Genomic DNA, 25,296 nt, shown 5'->3' with positions numbered 1-25,296 from the left:
CCATGACCAAGACTCTCAACGTCGCCCTGCTGGGCTACGGCATGGCGGGCAAGGTGTTCCACGCGCCGCTGATCGCCGCCACACCGGGCCTGACGCTGAAGACCGTGGTCACCTCGCGGACGGACCAAGTGGCGGCGGACCATCCGGGCGCGGCCGTTATTCCCGACGTCGCCACGGCCCTGGCCGACCCCGCCATCGATCTGGTCGTGGTCGCCACGCCCGACGCCGTCCACGCCCAGCACGGCCGCGCGGCCCTGGCGGCGGGCAAGGCGGTGCTGATCGACAAGCCGTTCGCCACCACCCTGGCCGACGCCCAGGCCCTGGCCGAGCAGGCCCAGCACGAAGGCAAGCTGCTCAGCGTGTTCCACAACCGCCGCTGGGACAGCGACTTTCTGACGATCAAGCAGCTGATCGCCGACGGCGCCCTGGGCGAGGTCACGCACTTCGAGTCCCGCTACGACCGCTTCCGCCCCGTGGTCGTCGACCAGTGGAAGGAGAAGGCCGGCGCTGGGACCTGGTATGGCCTGGGTCCGCACCTCGTTGACCAGGCGCTGCAGCTGTTCGGCATGCCGGTCGGCGTCTATGCCGACTTCGCCGTGCAGAAGGACGGCGGCCAGGCCGTCGACTACTGCCACGTGCTGCTGCGATATCCGCGCCTGCGGGTCGTGCTGCACGCCTGCCAGCTGGCGCCGACCAACGACCTGCGCTTCGTGGTGCACGGGACCGGCGGCAGCTTCGTCAAGCACGGCCTGGACCCGCAGGAAGCCGCCCTGGCCGCCGGCGCCAAACCCGGCGGCGAAGGCTGGGGCGTCGATCCGCGTCCGGGCGCCCTGCTCCGCGTCGGGGACGACAGCGCGTTCACCAGCCTGCCCGGCGACTACCTGGCCTTCTACGCCGCCCTGCGCGACGCCCTGAATGGCGCGGGTCCGAACCCATCCAACCCCGCCGACGCCCTGGCGACCATGACCGTCATGGACCTGGCCATGCGCAGCGCCCAGGAGCGCCGCGAGCTCCTCACTTCGTAGCCTTCACCTCCGCGATGAGCTCGCGGATCGCGGCCAGGACAGGCTCGGGCTGGTTGGCCTGCATGTAGTGGTTGGAGTTCGGCACGGTGATGTTCCGGCCCCGGCTGGACCGCGCCGCCAGCGCCGCGTGCCCGCGCTTCACCACAGCCTCGACGGACTGGTTGAAAAAATCCGTCGCGCCGGGCGTGGGCGGGAACTGGGTCCGTGTCAGCACCAGCAGCGGCAGCGCGCCCCAGTCCTTTTTCGGTCCCGTGTCCTCGTCGATATGGCTGTATTCCGACGCGATCGTCTCCCACCGCTCGGGCCGCTGATAGACGGGCAGCATCCGCGCCGCCTCGTCGCGCGTGTAGTACGGCAGCTTGGCCCCGAAGCAGCCCTGCGGGGCCTCCAGCGTCATCTCGTGACTGCGGGCCTTAGCGGCGCAGTTCGACCACTTCTCCAGCGCCTTCACGCGCAGCCCGTCGAAGAACGTCTGCTCGCTGGGCGACAGGCCCAGGTCGTCCTGGCCGTAGAAGCCCGGATCGACCAACACCATGCCTGCGACGTCCTTGGGGAAGCGCTCGTAATAGTAGGGCGCGTAACGCCCGCCGATCGAGTGCCCGATCAGCACGAACGGCTTACGCACCCCGGCCTTGCGCAGCAGGGCGTGCAGGTCGTCAGTGACGTTTTGGGGCGTGCGGGGCTGGTCCGAGGCCGGGCTCTGGCCATAGCCGGCGCGGTCGTAGAAGCAGGTGCGGTTGGTCTTGCTGAGCTCGACCTGGATGTGCTGCCAGTCCAGGATCGTGCCGCCCAAAGCCTGTTCGAAGACCAGCGTCGGTGAACCCTTACCGATGCAGACCATGTTCAGCCGCCGGCCTCCGCCGATATCGACCAGGCGCTTGTCCAGCATCTCCGGACTGCCCGCCGTCATGGCCGGAACCACCGCCTGGGCCGACGACAAGGCCGGCCACAGGCACACCAACAGACCGATCACAAACCCACGCATCATCCCTCCGCTTGAAGCTCAACCAGAGCTTCAGCGGCGAACGGGACGATTCCATGGCGCCGCTTGGGCGTTCGCTAGGCCTTGACCACCGCCGGGAAGCGGAAGGTGCCACCGAGCAGCTCGGCCTTGGGCAGATAGGCGCGCAGATAGAGGGCGAACGGACCCGACTTCGGCGCGGGCAGCCAGTTGGCGCTGCGGTCGCCGCCGGGGTCGGTGCGGCCGATCCAGATGTCCAGCGCGCCGTCGGCGTTGCGCTTCAGGCCCGGCGTGCGGTCGCCGATCGTGTAGCGCTTGATCGGGTTGTCGGTGAAGAAGAACTGCCCGTCGGGCATGGCCTCGTACATCGACAGCGACCAGAAGCCGTCCAGCGGGATCTGGGCCGGCAGGCTCAGGCGATAGAGGCCGTCGCCCGTGAAGTTCCCCGCCCCGTCATCGCCGGCGGCCTTCATGTACATCGCCTCGGCTGGCGGCAGCGCGCCCAGGCCCTGCAGAGCGACGATGCCGCGATAGAGATAGTCCTGGCCGTAGTCGCCCAGGTTCGGGCGCGGATACGACCAGCCGCCGACGAAGGCCTGCCGCCCCTTGGCGAAGATGGTGATCATCCGGGCCTGCTCGACGCCAGCCGCTGCGGCGGCCTCGTCATAGGGTCCCGCGCCCAGGAAAGCGCCGGTGCGGGCCAAGATCTTCAGGTCGGTCGGCGGGGCCGGGTCGCTGGCCAGCAGGCCGCGAGCCGTCGCGAAATAGTCGGCCGGCTTGGCGTCGCGATTGGCATAGGCGGCGACCGGACCACCGGCGGGTCCCTTCACGACGAAGCCGTCCTGGGCCTTGTGGGCGGCGTCTAGATCGGCCTCGCCATTGACCAGCGTGCGGACCAGCAGCCAGGCGTGCGGCGTGGCGATGCGCGTCGGGTTCGGCCCGCTGGACGCTTGGCCCGGTCCGACCAGGGTGAACGTCCCGCCCTTGCCGCCGATCGTGCGCGTGCCCAGCACCACGTTGTTGTTGGTGAACATGTCCATGACCGCGACCGAGTAGTAGCGCTCGCCCAGGGCCGGGATGGTCAGGGTCACCGGCCCCTTGGTCAGGTCCAGGAAGGCCGACGAGTACAGCGTGTCGTTGTTGGGTGTCGTCACCCAGCGGGCGTTGTGGTCCGACAGGGTGCGGGTGTGGGAGATCCTGTTGATCGCCGCGCCGGGCGCCTTCAACAAGCGCGCCCGCGTCGTAGCCATCTCGATCAGCGGCAGGGCGTAGAGCCAGGCGTCGCGCGCGGCGGTCGAATCACTCTGGGCCCGCGCCAGGGACGGGACCAGCCCCAGCGCGCCGGCCATGGCCAGCCATTCCCGACGGTTCATCTCAGGCCTCCCCAACATTTGTTTGAAGGGAGTTGACCGCGAGAAGCGCCACAGTTCAAGCGGGGCCGAAGCATCGGCCTCTCAGGGCATGGCAATGGCCAGAGCGAAGGAGACGCCCATGCCCAAGACCGCCCTGCTCGCCGCCATCCTCGCCCTGGCGATCACGCCCGCCGCATTGGCCGCCGAGCGCCAGCATGTTCTGCCGGAGAGCCCCCGCCTGCTGGTGCGTGAGCAGCCGCCCGCTTCCGGCGACCGCAGTCAGCCGGTGCTCTATGTGCATGGCGCGAGCTTCCCCTCGGCCCTGTCGGTGATGTTCCGTTTCGGTGGACGATCCTGGGCCGACGCGCTGAACGACGCTGGCTACGACGCCTTCGGCCTGGACTTCGCGGGCTACGGCGGATCGGAGCGCTATCCGGCGATGAACGGCCCGCAGGCAGGCGCTCCGCTGGGCCGCACCGAGGACGCCGTCCGGCAGATCGAGCGTGCTGTCGCCCTGATCCGCGGAGAGACCGGCGCGAAGCGCGTCGCGATCATCGCCCACTCGTGGGGGACCATGCCGGCGACGCGCTTTGCCGAGCTACATCCCGAGCAGGTCAGTCGCCTGGTGCTCTTTGGCCCGATCCTGCGCCGCGACGGTCCCGGTGGAACCGAGCCTACCGCCTGGAGCCTGGTCACCAACGACCAGCAACACCGTCGTTTCATCAAGGACGTGCCGGCCGGCCATGCGCCAGTGCTGGAGGAGGCCGATTTCCCGGCCTGGGCAGCGGCCTATCTGGCGTCGGACCCTGGCGCGACCGAACGCTCACCGCCGGCGGTCAAGGTTCCGTCAGGTCCGTCGGCCGACGTGCTGGACGCCTGGTCGGGCAAGCTGCCCTATGACCCAGCAAGGCTGAAGGTCCCGGTGATGGTGGTGCGCGGCGCCTGGGACAGCTCCTCGACGGCCAGCGACGCCGAACGCTTCCTGGCCGAGTTGCCGCCAGGCCTGGAGCGCCGCTTCGTCGAGATCCCCGAGGGCACGCACCTGCTGCACCTGGAGACGGGCCGCCACGCGTTGTACGCGGCGGTCAACGCCTTCCTGGCCGGGCGCTAGACCTCGCCGCTCTCGGCCGCCTTTTTCGCCGCCAGCTTGGCCAGCACGCGACCCCGGCCCTTGCTGAGCGCGGTGATCACGCCTCGGAGGGTGCGGACCTCCTGGTCGGTCAGGCGGGCGCGCGCCAAGGGGACGCGCAGGTTGCGGACCATTGAGGGGCGCTTTTCCGGCGGATGGTAGAAGCCGGCCTTGTCCAGCTCGCCCTCGAGGTGCTCGTACAGGCCCAGCAGCGTGGCCTGGTCGGCGGGCTCCTCGACATTGTGCTCGAACTTCTTCCAGGGCCGATCGTCCTGGGTCATCTTCCATTCGTAGGCGTTGATCGACACCGCCTGGGCCAGGTTCAGCGAGCGGAAACGCTCGTCGATCGGGATCGAGACGATGGCCTGGCACAGGGCGATGTCGTGGGTCTCGAGACCCGCGCGCTCGCCCCCGAACAGCAGGCCGACCTTGCGGCCGTTGGCGACTTCGTCGGCCAGGTGGCCGGCGCTTTCCCGCGGCGTGTAGACCGGCAGGCGCGTCTCGCGCGGACGGGCCGTGGTGGCGTAGACCAGCTTCAGGTCGGCGATCGCCGCTTCTAGGGTGTCGAACACCTTGGCGTCGTCGAGCGGCCAGCTGGCGCCCGAGGCGCTGGCCCAGGCCCGTTCCTGCGGCCAGCCGTCGCGCGGCCGCACCAGGCGCAGCTCGTACAGCCCGAAATTGGCCATCACCCGGGCCACCGAGCCGATGTTCTCGGCCAGCTGGGGCTCGTTCAGGATCACGCATGGGGGCGTGACTTTGGGCGGGACAGGCTTGAAGTCTTCGGTCATCCGCACCCTTTGCCGCCGACTGAGCGCCCGATGCAAGAGGCTGGCAGCCGAAACCGCCACGGCCGCGTTTACCCGGCATGTCCCGCCGCGCCGTCCTGACCGCCCTCCTCGCCCTGCCCCTGCTGCATGCCTGCGGCGAGAAACAGCCGATGCTGGGCCAGGAAGAACCGATCATGAAGCCCAAGCGGCTGCAGAAGCGGATCGAGGCGATCGCCGCCCGCGCCCAACCGGCCGTGCTGGGCGTGGCGGTCGAGGACCTGACCACCCGGCAGATGTGGGTCTTCAACGGCGACCACGCCTTTCCGCTGGGCCCGGCGGCGCGGGTTCCGATCCTGGCGGCGACGATGGCCGAGACGGCGGCCGGCCGCCTGTCGCCCGAGACGACCATTCCCGTCCGCGACGTCGACCTGTCGCCGCCGCCCAGCGCCGTGGCCGACGCCTGGCCCGAACGCCAGGTCTGGAGCGTCGTCGACCTGGAGGTGCTGGCCGAACACGGCGACGCCACCGCGCTGGACCTGCTGACCAAGAAGATCGGCGGACCGGGCGCCGTCGGCGGCTGGCTGGACGTCAAGCGCATCGAAGGCGTCCGCGTCGACCGCTACCAGCGCCAGGTCCGCACAGAGGCCGTGGGCCTGGCCTCGTTCCGCGCCGACTGGAAGGGCGAAGCGGCCTGGACCAAGGCGATCGCCAGCGTGCCGCCCGCGCAACGCGCCCTCGCCGCCCGCGAACTGCAGACCGACCACCGCGACACCGCCACGCCCGTCGGCATGCTGCGGCTGCTGGAGGCCTTCATGCAGCGCGAGCTGGGCGTATCGCCCGACGCCGATCGCCTGCTGGGCCACGATCCCGGCCATCTGGCCCTGGCCTTGCCCAGGGGCGCTCGGCTGGCCCAGGCGGCCGGCTCGGCGCGCGCCGACCAGGGCTTCACGCCGTCCAGCCACGCCCTGGCCGTGGTCGAGCTGAAGGGCGGCCGGCGCGTGGCCTTCGTGGTGTTCCTGACCGGCTCCACGGCCGACGCGGCGACCCGCGAACGGATCATCACCGACATCGGCAAGGCCGTGCTGGAAGAGTTCTAGCGCCGGCGAACCCGCGCCAGGGCCTCCAGCAGCTGGGCCGGATGCAGCGGCTTGGCCAGGTGCAGATTGGCGCCAGCCGAGTGGGCGGCGGCGACGTGCTCTTCCATGGCGTTGGCGGTCAGCATGACGACCAGCACCGGCGGCGCGTTCGAGGACGCTTCACGCGCACGGATGGCGCGGGTGGCGGTCAGGCCGTCCATCACCGGCATCTGCATGTCCATCAGCACCGCGTCGAAGCTGGCGGCCTCCAGCGCGTCCAGCGCCGCCTGGCCGTCCTCGACCATGGTCAGGTCCACGCCGAACGGCTCCAGCACGATCTCGACGACCTTGCGGTTGGTCGGATGGTCCTCGGCGACCAGCACCCGCAGGCCTTCCAGCGAGATCTCGCGGTCCTCCTCGACGGCCTTTTCGGCCAAATCGGCGCAGCGGATCAGCGGCAGCACCACCTCGAAGCGCGCGCCCTGGCCCGGCGTGGCGTCGGCGTCGATCGTCCCGCCCATCATTTCGGCCAAGGCGGCGCAGATCGACAGGCCCAGACCCGTGCCGCCGAACTGGCGGGTGATCGACTGGTCGGCCTGGACGAAGCGCTTGAACAGGCGGTCACGCACGGCCCCGTCGAAGCCGACGCCGGTGTCGCGCACCACGAACCGCACCGCCTCGCCCACACGGTCGACCTCCAACGAGACCTCGCCTTCGGCCGTGAACTTCACGGCATTGGCCAACAGGTTGGAGAGGATCTGGCTGATCCGCCCGGCGTCGCCGTCATAGGTTCCCTCGGCGTCGGGCGTGACCGACCAGCGGAACACCAGGTGCTTGGCCTCGGCCGCCGCCGCGTGCAGCTCGGCCATGCCGCGCACCAGCTGGGTCAGGTCGAAGGCGCCGATGGTCAGCTGGAACTCGCCGGCCTCGATCTTGGAGACGTCCAGGATGTCGCCCAGCACCTGCTCCAGCAGGCGCCCCGAGGACGAGACCAGGGCGGCCAGCTCGCGGCGAGCCTCGGGATCTTCCTCGTTGGCCAGGCGGTCGCCGATAGCGATGACGCCGTTCAGCGGCGTGCGCAGCTCGTGGGACATGTTGGCCAGGAACACCGACTTGGCCTGGTTGGCGCGCTCCAGCTCGGCGGTGCGCTCGGCCACGCGGTCTTCCAGCGAGCGGCGCAGTTCCTCGTTGCGGTCGCGCTGGCGGCGCAGCGCGCGGGCTAGCGAGCCGATTTCGTCCGCCCGCGCCTCGATCGGGCGAGCCGCGGCGGGATCGCCCTGCTGCTGGGCGTCGGCCAGCTTTTCGAGCGGTTCGGTGACCATCCGGTTGGTCAGGCGATAGAGCAGCGGCGCCTGCAGGGCTACGCCGATGAAGCCGAACAGCAGCACCCACGAGGCCGTCTTCAGCGACGACCAGACGATGTCGCTGGACGGGAAGGCCATGATGAACCACCAGCCCGGCTCGACCAGGCGGCCATAGGCCACCAGCTTGTCGCCCTTGGGCGAGAGCACGGTGCCGACCTCGCGCTTCTGGGCGCCGATGTGGTCGACCAGGCGCTTGAGGTCATTGTCGGTCTCGAACTTGCGCAGGATGCCGACATCGACGACGCCGTTGCGGGCCAGGCCTTGCGCGGCCACCAGCTCGCCGTCGTCGGCCACGATCAGGTTGCGCCCGCCCGGCAGGGCGTCGGCCACGGCACGCAGCAGGTAGCTGTCCAGCGACAGGCTGGTGCCGAACGCCCCCTTGAACTGGCCCTTGTAGTAGAAAGGCGTCATGCAGGCCGCGTTCAGGCCGCGGCCGCTGGGGTCGGAGATCAGCCGCCGCAGCTTGGTGCACTTCATGACCCGGCTCGGATTGTTCTCCGGCAGGGTCAGCTGGGTCATTTCCTCGTGGGCGATGTTCAGGGTCGGCGGCGCGGTCTGGCGGTAGAACATCAGCTTGTCGGGCCGGTTGGGGCCGAACATCACCAGACGCGTGCGGGGCGTGAAGAAGTAGAAGTTGTCGTAGTGACGGATCTCGGTCTCGCCGGTCGCGGCCACGACATCGGTCGCGCCGACGAACAGCTCCTGCTCGGGCAGGCTCATCGTGTCGGCCTGCGGCAGGTAGGCGCCGACGCCATAGACGTAGCGGTTGCCGATCCGCGCCCCGTCGAACAGGCCGGGGATCGAGCGCCGGGTGCCGTCGCCCTTTTCCGGGAACAACCGCTCGAACTGGGCGTGGATCTCGGGGTCGTCGCTCATGGCCAGGCGCCGGGTCAGGGCCTCGCCCGCCGCGTCGTGCACCTTGACCAGGTCGGAGAACAGCCGGTCCTCGGTCTTGACCCGCTCGCCGACATATTCGGCCAGGTGCCGGGTCTGAGTGTCGGCCGCGCTTTTGCGCACGAAGACGAAGGCCGCCGCCGTCGCGACGCCCGTCACGGCGATCGACAGGATCGCCACCATGGTCAGCAGCCGCCGCGCCAAAGGCGCGGTCACCCCCGCTATAGCCTCGTTCAAGAAAGCTCCCTGGCCCGCGCCCCCGGGCCGTTATCCCCAAATCGCTACGCTTGAACGCTGAACTCACTAGCAAGGTGGAACCGACTGGCTTTTCCCCTGCGACGCAACAGTCTATAGCCTCCCGGTCCGCGCCGCTTCCTGGCCCTGTGCGCCAGATCGCCACAGGCGCGCCACCGCCAGAGGAACCTCCCCGCAATGGCCAAGATTAAAGTCGCCAACCCCGTCGTCGACATGGACGGCGATGAAATGACCCGGATCATCTGGAAGCTCATCAAGGATAAGCTGATCTTCCCGTACCTGGATCTGGAACTGGACTACTACGACCTGTCGGTCGAGAACCGCGACGCCACCAACGACCAGGTGACGATCGACGCCGCCGAGGCCACCAAGAAGCACGGCGTCGCCGTGAAGTGCGCCACCATCACGCCGGACGAGCAACGCGTCACGGAATTTAACCTCAAGAAGATGTGGAAGTCGCCGAACGGCACGATCCGCAACATCCTGGGCGGCGTGATCTTCCGCGAACCGATCATCTGCCAGAACGTGCCGCGCCTGGTGCCGGGCTGGACCCAGCCGATCATCGTCGGCCGTCACGCCTTCGGCGACCAGTACAAGGCCACCGACTTCCTGTTCCCGGGCAAGGGCACGCTGTCGATCAAGTTCGTCGGCGAAGACGGCGAAACCATCGAGCACGAAGTGTTCAAGAGCCCGTCGGCCGGCGTGGCCATGGGCATGTACAACCTCGACGACTCGATCCGCGACTTCGCCCGCGCCTCGTTCGCCTACGGCCTGGGCCGCGGCTATCCGGTCTATCTCTCCACGAAGAACACGATCCTGAAAGCCTATGACGGCCGCTTCAAGGACATCTTCCAGGAGATCTTCGACGCCGAATACGCCGACCAGTTCAAGGCCAAGGGCATCCACTACGAGCACCGCCTGATCGACGACATGGTCGCCTCGGCGCTGAAGTGGTCGGGCGGCTACGTCTGGGCCTGCAAGAACTACGACGGCGACGTGCAGTCGGACATCGTCGCCCAGGGCTTCGGCTCGCTGGGCCTGATGACCTCGGTGCTGATGACGCCGGACGGCAAGACGGTGGAAGCCGAAGCCGCCCACGGCACCGTCACCCGCCACTACCGCCAGCACCAGAAGGGCGAGAGCACCTCGACCAACTCGATCGCCTCGATCTTCGCCTGGACCCGTGGCCTGGCCCACCGCGCCAAGCTGGACAACAACCAGGAACTGGCCGACTTCGCCCTGACCCTGGAAAAGGTCTGCGTCGACACCGTCGAGAGCGGCTACATGACCAAGGACCTGGCCCTGCTGGTCGGCGACAAGCAAGGCTGGCTGACCACCGAAGGTTTCCTCGACAAGATCGACGAGAACCTGAAGAAGGCCATGGCCTAAGACTCCAGGCTCTTAAGCCCAGAGACAAGAGCGCCCCGGAGGATCACCTCCGGGGCGTTTTCTTATTCCCCCTTGCCGCGCTCCATCAGCGTCTTGTTCGAAGATCGCTCACAACAATCCTTGGGCGACAATTGACAAATACAACTTATAAGACTTCACTTGCGTGCAAGTCGTCCTGTTGGGCGCCTTCCCCGATCCGTAGTCGAGAGTTTCCTCCCCGACCGGATCCGCCTCAAGCGCCGCTTCCGCCCCCGGGAGCGGCGCTTTTTTCTGTCCCTCCCCATAGCGAGCGCGCCTGACGCGCGAGCGCCCTTGCGGCGAACGGCGATAGCTGGTCTATCCGCGTTAACCTTTGAGGTGGGCAAAGCGGCATGACTCTGCAGAAGCGGATCTGGGACCTGATCGTCTTGGCGATCTTCGTCTTCGCCGCCGCCTTCGCTACGGCGCCCTGGTTCGCATTCCGGGCCCTGAAAGCCGCCGCCCAGTACGAAGACGTCCAGGCCATCGGCGAGCTGGTCGACTTCCCGGCCGTGCGCCGCAGCCTGACCGGCCAGCTCCTGGCCGACACGCCAGCCGCCCAGCCCGAGAACCCGTCGATCTGGCGCGACCCGCTCAGCGTCTTCAAGAAGGCCATCGAACCCCTGGCCCCGCCCGAGCCCAAGGTCGACCGCTACCTGACCGTGGCCGGCGTCTCGGCCCTGACCCGTGGCTATGCGCCCGGCAAGGCTCCGCCGGCCTCGGCCCGCGACGGCTCGCTGGGCGGTCAGATCAAGGACGTGGTGCGCGGCCCCTATCCCGGCATCGCCTATTGGGATCCCAACCGCGTGCGCATCTCGATCAAGCGCCCGGACGCCAGCGGCAAGGTCACGATCTTCACCTTCGAGCGCAAGGCGCTGTTCACCTGGAAGCTGGTGCACATCCGCCTGCCGGGCGACGAACGCCAGGGCTGACGCTTAACCCGTGCTGCCTCTCGTTCTCGACGTCGTCTCACGGGTCTGGCCGTTCTTCCTGCTGGTCGGCGCCGGCCTGACGCTGAGCCGTCTGCGCCTGCTCGACGCCAAGATGACCCAGGGCCTCTCGGCCTATGTCTATTGGGTCGGCTTCCCCGCCCTGCTGCTGCACTCGCTGTCGCGCCTGGGACGCCCGGGGCATGACCTGCTGCTAGGCTTGGCGGCCTATGCCGGCGCCGGCCTGCTGGTCATGGCCGCCGTCGTCACCACCGGGCGCGTGCTGGGCTGGAGCAAGGCCGAGCGCGGCGGCGCGGGGATGGCGTCGGGCGTGGGCAACAGCGCCTTCCTGGCCCTGCCGATCACCGCCGCCGTCATGGGCGCCGAGACCGCCCGCCTGGTCGCCGGCGTCGTGGCCATCGACTTCGTGGTCATGGCCGCCACGGGCGTGGGCCTGCTGGGCTGGGCGGCGGGCCGTTCGGTCTGGCGCTCGACCGTCCAGGCGTTCCGCAACCCCGTGGTGGCCGCCGCCCTGGCCGGCGTCGCCCTGGCCCTGCTGGACCTGGCCCTACCCGAGCCCCTGGACCGCGCCGTCGGCATGGCCGCCGCCTCGGGCAGTCCGGTTGGCCTGGTCGCCCTGGGCGCGGCCCTGGGCTTGCGCGAGACCGAGGGCCAGGCAGCGCCCTCGTGGGGGCCGGTCACCCTGGCCGCCATCGGCAAGCTGGTCGCCTTCCCGCTGCTGGCCTGGTTCGCGATCGGCCTGACCCCGGCCCCACCCGCCTTCCGCGCCGGCGCGACCCTGCTCGCCGCCGCCCCGACGGCCGTGAACGTCTTCATCCAGACCCGCGCCTATGGCGTCTTCGCCCGAGGCGCGGCCCGCACAGTGGCCCTGACCACGGCCCTCTCGATGGTCACCCTGGCCCTGGCCGCCCTGCTGCTGAAATAGATCCCGGAATCGAGCCGGCCGACCTTGCGGGTGTTTGACACCGCCGCCCCCGGCCGATAGACGCATTTGCGAGTAATTATCGATTGCATGGAAATCGCACAGTCATGGCGCTGGCGTCTTTCCGCGCCTCGTCGCCGCTTTCCAGGATCCGAGTATATGGACGCCCGCACCCCGCCCGCTGTCGCCAAAGCCGCTGGCAGCGTGAGCCTGCCCAAGCTGGCCCTGCGCCCGCTGCTGGGTTTCTTCCACCGCTGGGTCGGGCTGTTCATCGCCGGCTTCCTGTTCATCTCGGGTGTCACCGGCGCGGTCATCTCGTGGGACCACGAGCTGGACGACCTGCTAAATCCGCACCTGATGCACGCCCGCGCCGAGGGCCTCCCCAAGGCGCCGCTGGAGGTGGCCAAGCTGATCGAGGCCCGCGACCCGCGTGTGCAGGTTACCTTCGTCCCGCTGGCCCCCGAGAAGGGCGAGGCCTACGCCTTTGGCGTCTATCCCAAGCAGAACCCGGCCACCGGCAAGCTGTTCGTCCCCGGCTACAACCAGGTCTTCATCGACCCGGCGACCGGCGCCGAGCTGGGCCGGCGCGACTGGGGCGCGGCCTGGCCGATCACCAGCGAGACCCTCGTCTCGTTCCTGTATGTGCTGCACTACACCCTGCACATCCCGGCCATGTGGGGCATCGACCGCTGGGGCGTCTGGCTGATGGGCGTGATCGCCGTGCTGTGGACGATCGACTGCTTCGTCGGCTTCTACCTCACGCTGCCCGCCAAGACGGGCAAGGGCTGGTGGAGCCGCTGGAAGCCGGCCTGGCAGATCAAGACCAAGGCCAGCGCCTACCGGATCAATTTCGACATCCACCGGGCCTTTGGCCTGTGGCTGTGGGGCGTGCTGTTCACCGTGGCCTTCACGGCCTTTTCGCTGAACCTCTACACCGAGGTCTTCTATCCGGTGCTGTCCAAGGTCTCGAAGACCACGCCCGGCCCGTTCGAACTGCGCACGCCCGCGCCGCTGGACCAGCCCATCATCGCCAAGAAGACCTACGCCCAGGTCATCGAGACGGCTCAGGCGGAAGCCAAGAAGCGCGGCTGGACCGACCCTGTCGGCGGCGCCTTCTACGCCCCCGGCTACGGCGTCTATGGCGTGACCTTCCACCAGCCGGGCGGCGACCACGGCGCGGCCGGCGTCGGCACGCCCTACCTCTACTACGACGCCCAGACAGGCCTGCCGGCGGGCGAGCGCCTGCCGTGGGTCGGCACCGCCGCCGACATCTTCGTCCAGGCCCAGTTCCCGCTGCACTCGGGCCGGATCCTGGGCCTGCCCGGGCGAATCCTGATCTCGTTCATGGGCGTCGTCGTCGCGGCGCTCAGCGTCACCGGCGTGGTAATCTGGCTGAAGAAGCGCAAGGCGCGAGTGGCCCGCCGGGCCAAGGCCTGACTGCTGACAATCTCTGTCAGCGGCGCGACCTAGATTGGCGTCAGGAGGAGACGCCATGATCAGCTACATCACCATCGGCGCCAGCGACATCGACCGCGCCGGCGACTTCTACGACGCCGTGCTGGGCGCCCTGGGCAACCAGCGGCTTTGGCGGCAGGGCGACTGGATCGGCTACGGCCCCGATCCCGAGCACGCCACCGTCATGATCTGCGCGCCCGAGAACGGCCTGCCCGCCAAGGCCGGCAACGGCATCATGGTGGGGCTGAAGGCCGAGACCTCGGAGCAGGTCGACGCCTTCTACGCCGCCGCCATGGCCAAGGGCGGCGTCTGCGCCGGCCCGCCCGGTCCGCGTCCGGCCTATGGCGAGGGCTACTACCTGGCCTATGTGCGCGATCCGGACGGCAACAAGCTGTCGGCGTTCTTGAAGAGCTAGCCCGGCCCCTGCCCGCTCAGCACATTGGAGGTCGGCGCGCTGCCGGGCGGTCCCTGGTCGCCGGCCTTCCAGCCCGTCGGACACGGACCGATCCGCTGATAGCGACGGGCCTGGACCACCTTGCCTCCAGCGGACTGCAGCGGTTGCAGCGCGAAGCGGACCGTGAAGTCGTCGACCTTGTAGCGCGTCGTCGTGACATAGAGGCCGTAGCGCGTATCGCCGACCTGGCAGCGCTTGATGTGCTCGTCGGCGGTGTCCTTGGCGACTTGGCCATAGAGCTGGCAGGGCGCGCCGTTGATGTTCGGCTCGACCCGCGAGAACGAGCTGACCACCTCGGGATTGGCGCAGACCAGGACCACGCCGCCCTGGCCGCCGGAGTCCTCGACCACCTCGATCCGCCACAGGGCGGGCGGCGCGAAATGCTTCGGGGTGTCGACCGACTTCTGCTCGCAGCCGGCCAGGGCCAGCAGACCGACGACCATCAGGGCCTTCCGAGACATACGACCATCCAGATTTGAACTACGTTTGTAATTCTATTGAACTGGCGTGCGCGCTGCCGTCAAGTCGCAACCTCAGTCGACCGAGGGAGAGCTGCGGTGAAGACAATGGCGAAAACGTTCACGATCTGCGCGACGTCGTTGCTGCTGACCGTCTCGGCCGGCGTGGCGACCGCCTCCGCCGCCGAACCTTCTGGTTTCGCCAGCAGCGCGGATGTCCAGGCCCAGCTCCGCGACATGCTCGCCGCCATGAAGCCCGACCAAGGGTTCATGTGGCGCCCCCTGGTCCGCGACGGCGCCACCGTGGCGGCGATCGAAATCTGGAAGAAGCCCGGCCGCCCCGCCGTCCACCCCGCCGAAGCCGAATACGCCATCGTGCTGGAAGGCGCGGGCACGCTGGTCTCCGGCGGAACCATGACGGATGCCAAGCCCAAGAACGCTAACCTGATCGAAGGCGGCCAGATCGAAGGCGGCGCGACGCGGACACTCGGCCCGGGCGACGTCATCCTCGTTCCCGCGGGCGTGCCGCACTGGTTCGGGATCACCGGAGAGCGGCTGGTGCTGCTGGGAATTAAGCTGCCGGGCGCGAAGTAGCGGGCCGGTCAGGCGCCAGGACGTCTGTCCACGCTTAGCCCGTTCGGCCAAGCGTGAACGCACGCCAGCAATCAGACGGTCGGCACCGTGCCGCCGTCGATGACAAACTCCGCGCCGTGGATCGCGGCGGCGCGATCCGAGGCCAGGTAGGCGATGACGTCGGCGACCTCATGGGGATCGGCCGGACGCCCGATCGGGATCCCGCCCAGGCTGTCCAGGACGAGTTGCCGCGCCTCCTCGATCGTGCCGCCATTGGCGGCCTGCAGGCGCTTCAGCAAGTCGACGGACGACTCGGTCATGATCCAGCCGGGGGAGACGGCGTTGACCCGCACACCCTTGGGACCCAATTCCTTGGAGATCGACTTGCTGTAGGTCCTGAGCGCGGCCTTGGCGGCGGCATAGGCCGTGGTCGCCTCGGGCAGAGGCAGAACCGACTGGATGGAGGTGACGTGCACCACAGCGCCGGCGCCGCGCTCGATCATCTGCGGAACCAGCAGGCGATCCAGGCGGACCGTGGCCAGAAGGTTCAGGTTCAGTTCGGAGAGCCAGTGATCGTCGGTCAGGGCGACAAAGCCGCCGCCCGGCGAGGACGATCCGCCGATCACGTGGGCGAGGATGTCGACGCCGCCCAGGCGCTCGAGCGCCGCCTTGGCCAGGCTTTCCCCGCCCTGCGCCGTCATCAGGTCTGCCTGGATGAACTCGACGCCGTCGATAGGCTCCAGGCTGCCGCGAGCGGCGGTGATCACCCGGGCGCCGCCGGCCAGGAAGCGGTCCACGGTGGCGCGGCCCAGGCCCTTGGAGCCGCCGCTGATGAGCACGCGCTTTCCCGCGAACTCGGTCGGATCAGCCTTGAGGGTCATGCCGTGATCTCCAGAGCTTTGATGGCGTCGTTTTCGAGCGTGAAGCGGTAGGTGAAGCGGATCGGGCTGCCCTTGAAGTCGCCGTGGGCGGGGCCTTCGACGACGACCTGGCCGTCCTCGTGGCGGGCGGCGTCTGGCGTGAAGATCGCCTTCACGGGGATCACGGCCTCTTCAAACAAGGCGCTGATTTCGGCGTGGCCCCGCAAAACGGCCCCGTTGTCGCGGACGACAGCGTCGGCCGCGAAGGGCTCGAGCATGCCGGCGGCGTCCAGGCGGGCATTCGCGGCCACATACGCGGCGATCGGGGATGGAAGGTCGAGCGACATTTGTTTCTGTCCTGCTTGCTGCACTTCCGGCCGGGGCGGCTGAAAGTGCGATGTCAGCAAGGTAGCGATGGACAGATCGCGCGATAATCAGGACAGTCTGGGACGCTTCATCACGGAAACCGGGACAATGGCGCTGAGCAGCCTGACGGAATTGGACGCCGTCCTCATGGTCGCCCGCCTGGGCAAGTTCCGCACGGCCGCGCTTGAGCTCGGGGTTTCAACGACCGCGCTTAGCAATGCGGTCGGAAAGCTGGAGCGCACGCTTGGCTTACGGCTTTTCAATCGGACGACGCGAAGCGTCTCCCTGACAGAGGCCGGCCAGCAATTCGTCGCGCAAGTCGCGCCCGCCGTGCGCGACATTCATGAGGCCATGGAGGTTGCGCGCGCTCAACAGGCTACGCCTTCGGGCACGCTGCGCATCAACGCCTTTCCGACCGCCGCGCGGGAGATTTTCTCCTGGCTCGTCCTGCCGTTCCTGCGCGCGCACCCTCAGGTCCATATCGATATCGTCACTGAGGGACGTCTGGTGGACATTGTCGCGGGCGGCTTCGACCTGGGCGTCCGGAGCGCGGACCTTGTGCCGGCCGACATGATAGCCCTTCCGCTGGGGCGCGCGCGGCGCAATGTCGTGGTGGGCTCACCAGCCTATTTGAAAGCGCACGGGACGCCCAAGATCCCCCAGGACCTCGCCCAGCATTCTTGTTTCCGCGTCCGGCTTCCCAATGGCGCGATCTACCGCTGGCCGTTCGAGAAGGATGGGCAATCGGTCCATGTCGACGTCGAGGGCGCCATCACCCTCGACGAAGCGAGCCTCGCACGCGCCGCCGCCCTCGCTTCCGTCGGTCTGACCTTGGCGATGGAGTCCGACGTGCGAGACGACATCGAGGCGGGCCGCCTTGTCCGCGTGCTTGAAGATTGGACGCCCACGCTGGCGCCCTTGAGCCTCTACTATCCGAGCCGGCGCAATCCGACCGCCGCGTTCAAGGCGTTCATCGACTTCGCGCGGCGGCATAGTGGAGCCGGCGATCGCTTCCAGTCTCTTCGGACATGAAAAAGGGGACGCCTTTCGACGTCCCCTCATCTCGTTTCAGGCTGGTGGCCTGATCAGCCGGCCAGCGCCGCCTTGACCGCCGCGAGGCCTTCGCTCGCCTTGCTGTCGTCGGGCGCGCCGCCCTGGGCAAAGTCGGCCTTGCCGCCCGCGCCCTGGCCGCCCATGGCGATCACGGCGGCCTTGGCGAGGTCGGCGGCGCTGAACTTACCGGTCAGGTCGGCGGTGACGGCCACGGTGACGGCGGCCTTGCCGTCGCTGGTGCCGACCAGGGCGACGACGCCGCCATTGGTCAGTTGCTTCTTGAACTCCTCGGCGACGCCGCGCAGCTCCTTGCCGCCGACGCCGTCCAGGACGCGGGCGATCAGGGCCGTGCCATTGATGTCTTCCGGACCGGCCGCCGCGCCACCGCCGCCGCCCAGGGCCAGCTGCTTCTTGGCGTCGGCCAGTTCCTTCTCGAGACGCTTGCGGTCGGCGATCAGGGCGTCGACGCGGGCGCCGACTTCCAGGACCGGGGTCTTGAACTGGTCGGCCAGCGACTTGGCCACGCCCGCCTGGTCCAGCAGGAAGCGGCGGGCCGCCTCGCCGGTCAGGGCCTCGATGCGGCGCACGCCGGCGGCGACGCCCTGCTCCGAGACGATCTTGAACAGGGCGATGTCGCCGGTGCGAGCCACGTGGGTGCCGCCGCACAGTTCGACCGAATAGGCCTTGGCCTCGTCGGCCAGCGACTTGCCCAGGGTCAGCACGCGGACGCTGTCGCCGTACTTTTCGCCGAACAAGGCCACGGCGCCGGCCTCGATGGCCTCCTGCGGGGCCATTTCCTTGGTCTCGGCCGGGACGTTCTGGCGGATGACCTCGTTGACCTCGGCCTCGATGCGGTCGAGCTCCTCGGCCGTCAGCGGGCCGCCGTGGCTGAAGTCGAAGCGCATGCGCTCGCCGTCGACCATCTGGCCCTTTTGGGCGACGTGCGGACCCAGCACATGGTGCAGGGCGGCGTGCACCAGGTGGGCGGCCGAGTGGTTGGAGCGGGTGGTGTGGCGGCGCTCGGCGTCGACCGAGGCCACGACCTGGTCGCCGACCTTCAGGTCGCCCGACAGCTCGACGCGGTGAACGAACAGCTCGCCGGCCTGCTTCTGGGTGTCGATGACCTTGTTCTCGCGGCCATTGGCTTCCAGCACGCCGGTGTCGCCGGCCTGGCCGCCGCTCTCGGCGTAGAAGCTGGTGCGGTCCAGCAGCACCTCGACCGTCGTCCCGCCGGTGGCGCTCTCGACCTCGACGCCGTCGACCAGCAGCGCCTTCACGACGCCCGTGGTCTCGGTGTTCTCATAGCCGACGAAGTCGGTCGCGCCGGCCTTTTCCTTGATCGCGAACCAGGCGGCCGCGCCGGCCTGCTGGCCCGAGCCGGCCCAGTTGGCGCGCGCCATCTGGCGCTGCTTTTCCATGGCCGCATCGAAGGCGTCGGTATCGACGGTCAGGCCCTTGGCGCGCACGGCGTCCTGGGTCAGGTCCAGCGGGAAGCCGTAGGTGTCGTACAGCTTGAAGGCGGTGTCGCCGTCCAGCACGCCGCCGCTGGTCAGATTGGCGGTGGCCTCGTCCAGCAGGCCCATGCCGCGACCCAGGGTGACGCGGAAGCGCTCTTCTTCCTGGCGCAGGGTCTCGACGATCGAGGCCTCGGCGCGGCGCAGTTCCGGATAGGCCTGGCCCATCTCGGCCACCAGGGTCGGGGCCAGCCGGTGCATCAGGGGCTCGTTGGCGCCCAGCAGATAGGCGTGGCGCATGGCGCGGCGCATGATCCGGCGCAGGACATAGCCACGGCCTTCGTTCGACGGCGTCACGCCATCGGCCAGCAGGAACGACGACGAGCGCAGGTGGTCGGCGATGACGCGGTGCGAAGGGGCCTGGTCGCCCTCGGCCTTGACGCCGGTCAGCTCGACCGACGCGGCGATCAGGCTCTTGAACAGGTCGACGTCGTAGTTGTTGTGCACGCCCTGCAGGACGGCCGCGACGCGTTCCAGGCCCATGCCGGTGTCGATCGAGGGCTTGGGCAGCGAGACGCGCTCGCCGCCGGCCAGCTGCTCGAACTGCATGAAGACGAGATTCCAGATCTCGATGAAGCGATCGCCGTCTTCATCCGGGCTGCCCGGAGGGCCGCCGGGGATGCCTTCGCCGTGGTCGAAGAAGATTTCCGAGCACGGGCCGCACGGGCCGGTGTCGCCCATGGACCAGAAGTTGTCGCTGGTCGGGATGCGGATGATGCGATCGTCCGACAGGCCGGCGATCTTCTTCCACAGGTCGGCCGCCTCGTCGTCGGTGTGGTAGACCGTGACCAGCAGCTTTTCCTTCGGCAGGGCGAAGTCGCGGGTCAGCAGGGTCCAGGCGTGGTGGATCGCCTGTTCCTTGAAGTAGTCGCCGAACGAGAAGTTGCCCAGCATCTCGAAGAAGGTGTGGTGGCGAGCCGTGTAGCCGACATTGTCCAGGTCGTTGTGCTTGCCGCCGGCGCGGACGCACTTCTGCGAGCTGGCCGCGCGCGGATGGGCCGGCGTCTCGGCGCCAGTGAACACGTTCTTGAACGGCACCATGCCCGCATTGACGAACAGCAGGGTCGGATCATTCTGCGGCACCAGCGGCGCCGACGGCGTCACCGCGTGATCGGCCTTGCCGAAGTAGTCGAGGAAGGTGCTGCGGATCTCGTTCAAGCTGGGCATGAGCGTCTCAAGTGTGGGCGTCCGGCGAGCGGCCGGGAGTCGCGCGCTGCATAGCGCGGTTTTTGGCGGAGGGGAAACCGATCCACAGATGGTGACCCGGGTTGAGGTGGAAAAGGGCGGGTTCGGAGGCTGGATCCCGGCTTCCCCTGCCCCTCAGCCGTCATCCCGCGACTTGTTCGCGGGACCCATTTGTCCGCCGCAGGTGCGGAGCGGAATTGGTCTCTCACACGGAAGCTGAACCATGGGTCCCGCGCATAAAGCGCGGGATGACGGGTCTTGCTTGAACTCTCGCCTCTTCCCCCTCCGGCGCTTCGCGCCACCTCCCCCGCTAGGGGGAGGATCTGCCGCCCAGCCCCGGCCCCTCCCATCAACGAAATAGGCCGCCTGGCATGGGGTCCAGGCGGCCTGTAATCGCGGCCCTCGCGGCGGTCCGGCCGCGGGCGTGTTGAAGGCGGGGACGCCCGGGGTCGGGCGAGGGCCGCGAAACCTTGCGAGGACTATTCTTCCTCGCCGTCCTCCGGGCCGCCGACCAGGAGCTCTTCCTCGATCTTCTGCGACGACTTGCGGACGGCCGCTTCGATCGAGGCGGCGACGTCGGGATTGGTCTTCAGGAACTCGCGGACATTGTCGCGGCCCTGGCCGATGCGCTGGCTGCCGTACGAGAACCACGAGCCGGCCTTGTCGATGATCCCGGCCTTGACGCCCAGGTCGATGACTTCGCCCAGCTTGGAGATGCCCTCGCCGTACATGATGTCGAACTCGACCTCGCGGAACGGCGGGGCGACCTTGTTCTTGACCACCTTAACGCGGACGTTGTTGCCGATGATCTCGTCACGGACCTTCACCGAACCGGTGCGGCGGATGTCCAGGCGCACCGAGGCGTAGAACTTCAGCGCGTTGCCGCCCGTGGTCGTTTCCGGGCTGCCGTACATCACCCCGATCTTGTGACGGATCTGGTTGATGAAGATGACGATGGTGTTGGCCTTGTTGATCGAGGCGGTCAGCTTGCGCAGCGCCTGGCTCATCAGGCGGGCTTGCAGGCCCGGCAGGCTGTCGCCCATCTCGCCTTCGATTTCCGCCTTCGGCGTCAGGGCCGCGACCGAGTCGATCACGACGATGTCGACGGCGCCCGAGCGCACCAGGGTGTCGGTGATCTCCAGGGCCTGTTCGCCGTTGTCGGGCTGCGAGACCAGCAGGCTGTCGAGATTGACGCCCAGCTTGTGCGCATACGACGGGTCCAGCGCGTGCTCGGCGTCGACGAAGGCGGCGGTGCCGCCAGCCTTCTGGACTTCAGCCACCACGTGCAGGGCCAGGGTGGTCTTACCCGAGCTTTCCGGACCGTAGACCTCGATGATCCGCCCCTTGGGCAGACCGCCGATGCCCAGGGCGATATCCAGGCCGAGCGAGCCGGTGGAGACGGACTCCATCTCGACCTTGCCCTTTTCGCCCAGCTTCATCACCGAGCCCTTGCCGAACGCGCGGTCGATCTGGGCGAGAGCCGCCTCTAGCGCGCGTTGCTTGTCGCCTTCTTCCTTGCCCACGAGTTTCAAAGCCGCCTGACTTGTCATTGTTGATCCGCCCTCTATCCCATGATTCCGGTCGCCCGATCGGCGCTTCCAGCGCCGCGTCCCAACGACCTGTGGAACACAGTTAAAGGCGTACATGCTTTGTTCCATGTTCGCAAGATGTTCTCACGGCCAGAAACGTCCGTTTCTGACGTAGGCCAGAATGCCGCACCCTGCCGGGCTGGAAATTCCGTGACACCCGCCGCGCCGAAACCGGTCCTTAAGTCCCGCTGTGCCAGCTTCACTGCTTCTTATGGTCCAGTCTTTTGGGGGGACTGCAGACTTGTCCATCGATCCGCGCCGCCTTCTGGGCCTGGCCTTCGCCAGCGCCGATCTTCTCGTCGAGCTGCAGAGCGGCCGCGTGCGCCTGGCGCTGGGCGCCGCGCAGAAGGTCATGGGCAAGAGCGAGGCCGGCCTGATGGGCCAGGCCTGGTCCGACCTGTTCCATCCCGACGACCGCCCGCTGATGGAGGCCATGCTCAGCTGCGCCGACGACGGCATCCGCCGGGGTCCGGTGGTGCTGCGCCTGGCCGGGGCCGAGGATCGCTGCGTGCGGGTCATCCTGCGCGCCCTGCCCGAGAACGACGGCCGCGTCTCGTGCGCCGCCACCGCCGCCCAGTCGGCCGGCCCGCCCCTGACCGCCGACAGCCTGCAGCCTCGCGAGTCGTTCGACGACATCGCCCAGGGCCTGTTCGAGGCCGCCCGCGTCACCGGCCTGGAGCTGGAACTGGCCATGGTCGAGTTCGCGGGCCTGGGGGCCATGCGCGAAGGCCTGACGCCCAGCGAGGCCCAGGCCTTGGACGTCCGCGTCGCCAGCGCCGTCCGCGCCGAGTCGCACGGCGGTTCGGCCGCCACTCGCCTGTCGCCCGACCGCTTCGCCCTGCTGCGCCAGCGCGACGACCGGCCCGAGAACATGGTCAAGCGCCTGACCAAGATGGTCAGCGCCGAGGCCGACGCCCACGTGGTGCCGCTGGAGTCCGGCGGCGGCTCGTCCCGCGCCCTTCGCGCCCTGCGCTACGCCCTCGACGACTTCCTGCGCGAGGGTCTGAAGGACATGCCGCCGATGACCCTGTCGGAGGCGATGAACCGGTCCGTGAAGCGGACCCTGGCCCGCGCCGGCGCCCTGGGCGTGGCGGTCAGCCAGCGGCGCTTCACTTTGGCCTACCAGCCGGTGGTCTCGCTGGCCACGGGCCTGGCCCATCACCACGAGGCCCTGGTGCGGTTCGAGGACGGCGGCAGCCCGTTCGCCCTGATCCGCATGGCCGAGGAATTCGACCTGATCGAGGAGCTGGACCACGCCATCGTCGAGCAGGCCGTCAAGAAGCTGGCCAATGACCAGGAGCGCAAGCTGCGCCTGGCGGTCAACGTCTCGGGCCAGACGATCGGCAACGAGAGCTTCGTCGACCATGTCAGCCGCCTGCTGGCCAAGTACGACGAGGCCAAGGGCCGGCTGATCTTCGAGATCACCGAGACCCGCGCCATCGACAACCTGACCGTGGCCAACCAGCACATCCAGAGCCTGCGCGGCATGGGCTCGCTGGTCTGCCTGGACGACTTCGGGGCCGGTTCGTCCTCGTTCGCCTACCTGCAGCAGCTGCAGCTGGACATCGTCAAGATCGACGGCCGCTACGTCCGCGAACTGGCCGACAACGGCCGCGACGGCGCCCTGGTGCGCCGCCTGGTCGAGCTGTGCCGTGACCTGAAGATCCGCACCGTCGCCGAGATGGTCGAGACCGTCGAGGTCGAGGAGATCGTCCGTGCCGCCGGCGTCGATTTCGCCCAGGGCTGGCTCTACGGCAAACCGGTCGACAAGCCCGCCCCCGCCCTGCGACCCAGCGCGCCGGTCAAAGCCGTTGCGCGCCGGGCCGGGGCTTCCGACAGCTGGGGCTAGGCCTTAAGCCTTGCCGCCCTTAGCGACGATGTAGTCGTCGATCACGCGTTCCAGGGTGGTCAGCGGGGTCATGCCCGAGAGCAGGCCCGCGTCGTGGAATTCGCGGATGTCGAACTTCTTGCCCAGGGCCTTTTGAGCCTTGGCGCGGACGCGCAGCCAGACGATCTTGCCGATCATGTAGCTGCAGGCCTGGCCCGGCCACACGACGTAGCGCTCGATCTCGGTGATCGAGCCGCTTTCCTCGTCGCCCATGGTCTCGGCCATGTACTTCACGGCCTGCTCGCGGCTCCACTTCTTGTGGTGCATGCCGGTGTCGACCACCAGGCGCACGGCGCGGAACAGGGCGTCGTGCAGCATGCCGATGTGGCCGCGCGGATCGGTCTTGTAGATACCCATCTCGACGGCCAGCTGCTCGGAATAGAGCGCCCAGCCCTCGGTGTAGCCCGAGAAGCCGATGATCTTGCGGATCATGGGCAGGCCCTTGGCCTCGTTCGAGATCGACAGCTGCAGGTGGTGACCCGGGACGCCCTCGTGCACCGTCAGGGTGGTCAGGGTGTACTTGGCCTGCTCCTTGGTGTCGCGCAGGTTGATCCAGTAGATCCCGGGGCGCTTACCGTCGAGCGAGGGCGAGTTGTAGTAGCCGCCCGGGGCGCCGGCCTCGATGGCCTTGGGCACGCGGCGGATCTCCAGCGGGGCCTTGGGCAGGGCGCCGAAATAGGCCGGCAGCTGCTTCTGGATCCAGGCGGCCTTCTCGTTCAGGTCCTTGATCAGCTGCTCCTTGGACGCGTCCGTGTTCGGATAGAAGTCCTCGCCCAGCTTGGCCATGCGCTCGCCGACCGTGCCGGTCTTCATGCCGATGCTCTTGAACAGCTTGTCGGCCTCGGCCGAGATCGACTTGACCAGGTCCAGGCCCAGCTGGTGGATCTCGTCCGGCTTCAGGTCCGAGGTCGTGTAGTTCTTCAGCGACGTGGCGTAGTAGGCCCCGCCGTCCTTCAGGCGCCAGCAGCCGGCGTCGTGCACGGCCTTGGGACGGGCCCATTCCATCAGCGCGATCTGGCGCTTCAGGGCCGGCAGCACCGAGCCTTCATAGATCTTGGAGGCTTCACCGGCCCAGTCGCCGGCGATGTTCTTTTCCTTGGTGCGGCGGGCGATCGACTTGACCAGCGGCGCGTCGGCCGTCGGGGTGTCGGCGAAGGCCTTCATCTGGATCAAAGTCTTGTCGATGATGAAGTCCGGCGGGATCACGCCGTCGGCCATGTCCTGCTTGGCGATGGCGGTTTCCTGATCCATCAGGCGGGCGAAGCCCTCCATCCGCGCCAGATAGGCGTCGGCGTCGGCCTTTGTCTCGATGCTGTGCTGGGTGTCCAGGAAGTCGGGCATCTGCTGGTACGAACCGGTCAGCTGCGACAGCACGTAGGGCGCGCCCGAACCGCCGCCGCCGTAGCTGAACTGCTTGTTGCCCTCGTCCTGGACGGCCAGCACGAACTCGACGGTGTCGTAGTTGGCCGCGTCCATGCCCTTGATGGCCTTGCGGTCGATGGCGCGCAGGTCGGCCAGCTGCTTGGCGGTCTGGACCTTGCCGGCCTCGATGGCGGCGGGCGAGCGGTCGCTCAGCAGGTCCTTGGTCCAGGCCAGGTCGCCGCTGTCGAGGCCCAGGCTGGTGGCCGTCTCGGGCGACTGGCGCAGCTGCTTGGCCATGATGTCGTCGAACAGGGCGTTCAGCTTGGCGACTTCACCCTCGCGGGCCAGGGCCAGGGTCGGCAGACCACCGGTGGCGGCGAACCCCGCGGCAGCGGTGGCGAACATCATATGGCGACGATTGAGCAAGGCTTTCCCTC

General features: G+C 68.4%; 21 protein-coding genes. 11 read left to right on the top strand and 10 right to left on the bottom strand.

The genetic code is table 11. The features are described 5' to 3' along the window. Nucleotides 1-2: 2 nt before the first annotated feature. The gene (locus tag AC07NF_RS18785) at nt 3-1,025 is read left to right on the top strand and encodes an oxidoreductase (protein ID WP_494629743.1); all 1,023 of its coding nucleotides are present in this window, start codon (nt 3-5) and stop codon (nt 1,023-1,025) included. Here AC07NF_RS18785 and AC07NF_RS18780 read toward each other — a convergent pair. Both AC07NF_RS18780 and AC07NF_RS18775 read right to left on the bottom strand, forming a co-directional pair. Further along, nucleotides 1,015-2,013 (bottom strand): alpha/beta fold hydrolase, encoded by a 999-nt coding sequence (locus AC07NF_RS18780; protein WP_494629741.1) that lies wholly within the window; start codon nt 2,011-2,013, stop codon nt 1,015-1,017. The two genes, AC07NF_RS18785 and AC07NF_RS18780, sit on opposite strands and share 11 nt — an antisense overlap. A 71-nt stretch (nt 2,014-2,084) precedes the next feature. Then, complete coding sequence (locus tag AC07NF_RS18775) at nt 2,085-3,359, bottom strand: DUF1254 domain-containing protein (protein ID WP_494629737.1); 1,275 nt, start codon at nt 3,357-3,359, stop codon at nt 2,085-2,087. A gap of 118 nt (nt 3,360-3,477) precedes the next feature. Between AC07NF_RS18775 and AC07NF_RS18770 the strand changes: the two genes are divergently transcribed. Beyond that, entirely contained in the window at nt 3,478-4,449 is a 972-nt protein-coding gene (locus tag AC07NF_RS18770) for an alpha/beta hydrolase (RefSeq protein WP_494629733.1), read from the top strand. On the opposite strand, the gene AC07NF_RS18765 is transcribed toward AC07NF_RS18770, so the two are convergent. Further along, complete coding sequence (locus AC07NF_RS18765; RefSeq protein WP_494629730.1) at nt 4,446-5,255, bottom strand: RNA methyltransferase; 810 nt, start codon at nt 5,253-5,255, stop codon at nt 4,446-4,448. The two genes, AC07NF_RS18770 and AC07NF_RS18765, sit on opposite strands and share 4 nt — an antisense overlap. Before the next feature lie 77 nt (nt 5,256-5,332). Here AC07NF_RS18765 and AC07NF_RS18760 point away from each other — a divergent pair, with 77 nt between their 5' ends. Further along, the gene (locus tag AC07NF_RS18760; RefSeq protein ID WP_494629727.1) at nt 5,333-6,331 is read left to right on the top strand and encodes a serine hydrolase; all 999 of its coding nucleotides are present in this window, start codon (nt 5,333-5,335) and stop codon (nt 6,329-6,331) included. Here the strand turns inward: AC07NF_RS18760 and AC07NF_RS18755 are convergent. After that, complete coding sequence (locus AC07NF_RS18755) at nt 6,328-8,751, bottom strand: ATP-binding protein (protein ID WP_494630653.1); 2,424 nt, start codon at nt 8,749-8,751, stop codon at nt 6,328-6,330. The genes AC07NF_RS18760 and AC07NF_RS18755 overlap by 4 nt on opposite strands. 249 nt (nt 8,752-9,000) lie before the next feature. On the opposite strand from AC07NF_RS18755, the gene AC07NF_RS18750 reads away from it, so the two are divergent. From AC07NF_RS18750 to AC07NF_RS18730, 5 genes are all read left to right on the top strand, one after another. Next, on the top strand, nt 9,001-10,212 hold the full coding sequence (locus tag AC07NF_RS18750; protein WP_454714805.1) for an NADP-dependent isocitrate dehydrogenase: 1,212 nt from the start codon (nt 9,001-9,003) through the stop codon (nt 10,210-10,212). A 371-nt stretch (nt 10,213-10,583) separates the two neighbouring features. Continuing rightward, a complete protein-coding gene (locus AC07NF_RS18745) occupies nt 10,584-11,162 on the top strand; it encodes a DUF2939 domain-containing protein (RefSeq protein WP_494629724.1) in 579 nt (192 codons plus the stop codon). 13 nt (nt 11,163-11,175) lie between these two features. Beyond that, nucleotides 11,176-12,105 (top strand): AEC family transporter, encoded by a 930-nt coding sequence (locus tag AC07NF_RS18740; protein ID WP_494630649.1) that lies wholly within the window; start codon nt 11,176-11,178, stop codon nt 12,103-12,105. A gap of 156 nt (nt 12,106-12,261) precedes the next feature. Continuing rightward, entirely contained in the window at nt 12,262-13,539 is a 1,278-nt protein-coding gene (locus tag AC07NF_RS18735; RefSeq protein ID WP_494629719.1) for a PepSY-associated TM helix domain-containing protein, read from the top strand. A gap of 55 nt (nt 13,540-13,594) precedes the next feature. Further along, nucleotides 13,595-13,972 (top strand): VOC family protein, encoded by a 378-nt coding sequence (locus tag AC07NF_RS18730; protein ID WP_492816923.1) that lies wholly within the window; start codon nt 13,595-13,597, stop codon nt 13,970-13,972. On the opposite strand, the gene AC07NF_RS18725 is transcribed toward AC07NF_RS18730, so the two are convergent. Continuing rightward, nucleotides 13,969-14,472, bottom strand: a complete 504-nt coding sequence (locus AC07NF_RS18725) for a hypothetical protein (RefSeq protein ID WP_494629712.1) — start codon at nt 14,470-14,472, stop codon at nt 13,969-13,971. The two genes, AC07NF_RS18730 and AC07NF_RS18725, sit on opposite strands and share 4 nt — an antisense overlap. Before the next feature lie 105 nt (nt 14,473-14,577). On the opposite strand from AC07NF_RS18725, the gene AC07NF_RS18720 reads away from it, so the two are divergent. After that, nucleotides 14,578-15,063 carry a cupin domain-containing protein gene (locus AC07NF_RS18720; RefSeq protein WP_494629710.1) on the top strand — a complete coding sequence of 162 codons (486 nt, stop codon included), beginning with the start codon at nt 14,578-14,580 and terminating at the stop codon, nt 15,061-15,063. Between the two features lie 71 nt (nt 15,064-15,134). Here the strand turns inward: AC07NF_RS18720 and AC07NF_RS18715 are convergent, their stop codons facing one another. Both AC07NF_RS18715 and AC07NF_RS18710 read right to left on the bottom strand, forming a co-directional pair. After that, nucleotides 15,135-15,923, bottom strand: coding sequence for an SDR family oxidoreductase (locus AC07NF_RS18715; protein ID WP_494629707.1), 789 nt, complete (start codon nt 15,921-15,923; stop codon nt 15,135-15,137). Then, a complete protein-coding gene (locus tag AC07NF_RS18710) occupies nt 15,920-16,249 on the bottom strand; it encodes a nuclear transport factor 2 family protein (RefSeq protein WP_494629705.1) in 330 nt (109 codons plus the stop codon). The genes AC07NF_RS18715 and AC07NF_RS18710 overlap by 4 nt, the downstream gene beginning before the upstream one ends. 67 nt (nt 16,250-16,316) lie before the next feature. Here AC07NF_RS18710 and AC07NF_RS18705 point away from each other — a divergent pair, with 67 nt between their 5' ends. Further along, a complete protein-coding gene (locus AC07NF_RS18705; protein ID WP_494629703.1) occupies nt 16,317-17,300 on the top strand; it encodes a LysR family transcriptional regulator in 984 nt (327 codons plus the stop codon). A 53-nt stretch (nt 17,301-17,353) separates the two neighbouring features. Here the strand turns inward: AC07NF_RS18705 and alaS are convergent, their stop codons facing one another. Together alaS and recA are read right to left on the bottom strand one after the other, a co-directional pair. Further along, entirely contained in the window at nt 17,354-20,002 is a 2,649-nt protein-coding gene (alaS, locus tag AC07NF_RS18700; protein ID WP_494629701.1) for an alanine--tRNA ligase, read from the bottom strand. Nucleotides 20,003-20,499: 497 nt separating this feature from the next. Further along, complete coding sequence (gene recA, locus AC07NF_RS18695; RefSeq protein ID WP_492816937.1) at nt 20,500-21,570, bottom strand: recombinase RecA; 1,071 nt, start codon at nt 21,568-21,570, stop codon at nt 20,500-20,502. A 280-nt stretch (nt 21,571-21,850) separates the two neighbouring features. Here recA and AC07NF_RS18690 point away from each other — a divergent pair, with 280 nt between their 5' ends. After that, nucleotides 21,851-23,458, top strand: a complete 1,608-nt coding sequence (locus tag AC07NF_RS18690) for an EAL domain-containing protein (RefSeq protein WP_492816939.1) — start codon at nt 21,851-21,853, stop codon at nt 23,456-23,458. 3 nt (nt 23,459-23,461) lie between these two features. Here AC07NF_RS18690 and AC07NF_RS18685 read toward each other — a convergent pair whose 3' ends face one another. Beyond that, complete coding sequence (locus tag AC07NF_RS18685) at nt 23,462-25,285, bottom strand: DUF885 domain-containing protein (RefSeq protein WP_494629697.1); 1,824 nt, start codon at nt 25,283-25,285, stop codon at nt 23,462-23,464. Nucleotides 25,286-25,296: the final 11 nt, after the last annotated feature.

It is taken from the genome of Caulobacter sp. GW821-FHT10A06, assembly GCF_059415805.1.
This window is presented reverse-complemented; position numbering and strand designations above follow the sequence as displayed.

Excerpts from the sequence above, each read along its gene's own strand:
- AC07NF_RS18785 (WP_494629743.1), top strand. The coding sequence starts at position 3 with ATGACCAAGACTCTCAACGTCGCCCTGCTGGGCTACGGCATGGCGGGC.
- AC07NF_RS18780 (WP_494629741.1), bottom strand. The coding sequence starts at position 2,013 with ATGATGCGTGGGTTTGTGATCGGTCTGTTGGTGTGCCTGTGGCCGGCC.
- AC07NF_RS18775 (WP_494629737.1), bottom strand. The coding sequence starts at position 3,359 with ATGAACCGTCGGGAATGGCTGGCCATGGCCGGCGCGCTGGGGCTGGTC.
- AC07NF_RS18770 (WP_494629733.1), top strand. The coding sequence starts at position 3,478 with ATGCCCAAGACCGCCCTGCTCGCCGCCATCCTCGCCCTGGCGATCACG.
- AC07NF_RS18765 (WP_494629730.1), bottom strand. The coding sequence starts at position 5,255 with ATGACCGAAGACTTCAAGCCTGTCCCGCCCAAAGTCACGCCCCCATGC.
- AC07NF_RS18760 (WP_494629727.1), top strand. The coding sequence starts at position 5,333 with ATGTCCCGCCGCGCCGTCCTGACCGCCCTCCTCGCCCTGCCCCTGCTG.
- AC07NF_RS18755 (WP_494630653.1), bottom strand. The coding sequence starts at position 8,751 with ATGGTGGCGATCCTGTCGATCGCCGTGACGGGCGTCGCGACGGCGGCG.
- AC07NF_RS18750 (WP_454714805.1), top strand. The coding sequence starts at position 9,001 with ATGGCCAAGATTAAAGTCGCCAACCCCGTCGTCGACATGGACGGCGAT.
- AC07NF_RS18745 (WP_494629724.1), top strand. The coding sequence starts at position 10,584 with ATGACTCTGCAGAAGCGGATCTGGGACCTGATCGTCTTGGCGATCTTC.
- AC07NF_RS18735 (WP_494629719.1), top strand. The coding sequence starts at position 12,262 with ATGGACGCCCGCACCCCGCCCGCTGTCGCCAAAGCCGCTGGCAGCGTG.
- AC07NF_RS18730 (WP_492816923.1), top strand. The coding sequence starts at position 13,595 with ATGATCAGCTACATCACCATCGGCGCCAGCGACATCGACCGCGCCGGC.
- AC07NF_RS18725 (WP_494629712.1), bottom strand. The coding sequence starts at position 14,472 with ATGTCTCGGAAGGCCCTGATGGTCGTCGGTCTGCTGGCCCTGGCCGGC.
- AC07NF_RS18720 (WP_494629710.1), top strand. The coding sequence starts at position 14,578 with ATGGCGAAAACGTTCACGATCTGCGCGACGTCGTTGCTGCTGACCGTC.
- AC07NF_RS18715 (WP_494629707.1), bottom strand. The coding sequence starts at position 15,923 with ATGACCCTCAAGGCTGATCCGACCGAGTTCGCGGGAAAGCGCGTGCTC.
- AC07NF_RS18710 (WP_494629705.1), bottom strand. The coding sequence starts at position 16,249 with ATGTCGCTCGACCTTCCATCCCCGATCGCCGCGTATGTGGCCGCGAAT.
- AC07NF_RS18705 (WP_494629703.1), top strand. The coding sequence starts at position 16,317 with ATGGACAGATCGCGCGATAATCAGGACAGTCTGGGACGCTTCATCACG.
- alaS (WP_494629701.1), bottom strand. The coding sequence starts at position 20,002 with ATGCCCAGCTTGAACGAGATCCGCAGCACCTTCCTCGACTACTTCGGC.
- recA (WP_492816937.1), bottom strand. The coding sequence starts at position 21,570 with ATGACAAGTCAGGCGGCTTTGAAACTCGTGGGCAAGGAAGAAGGCGAC.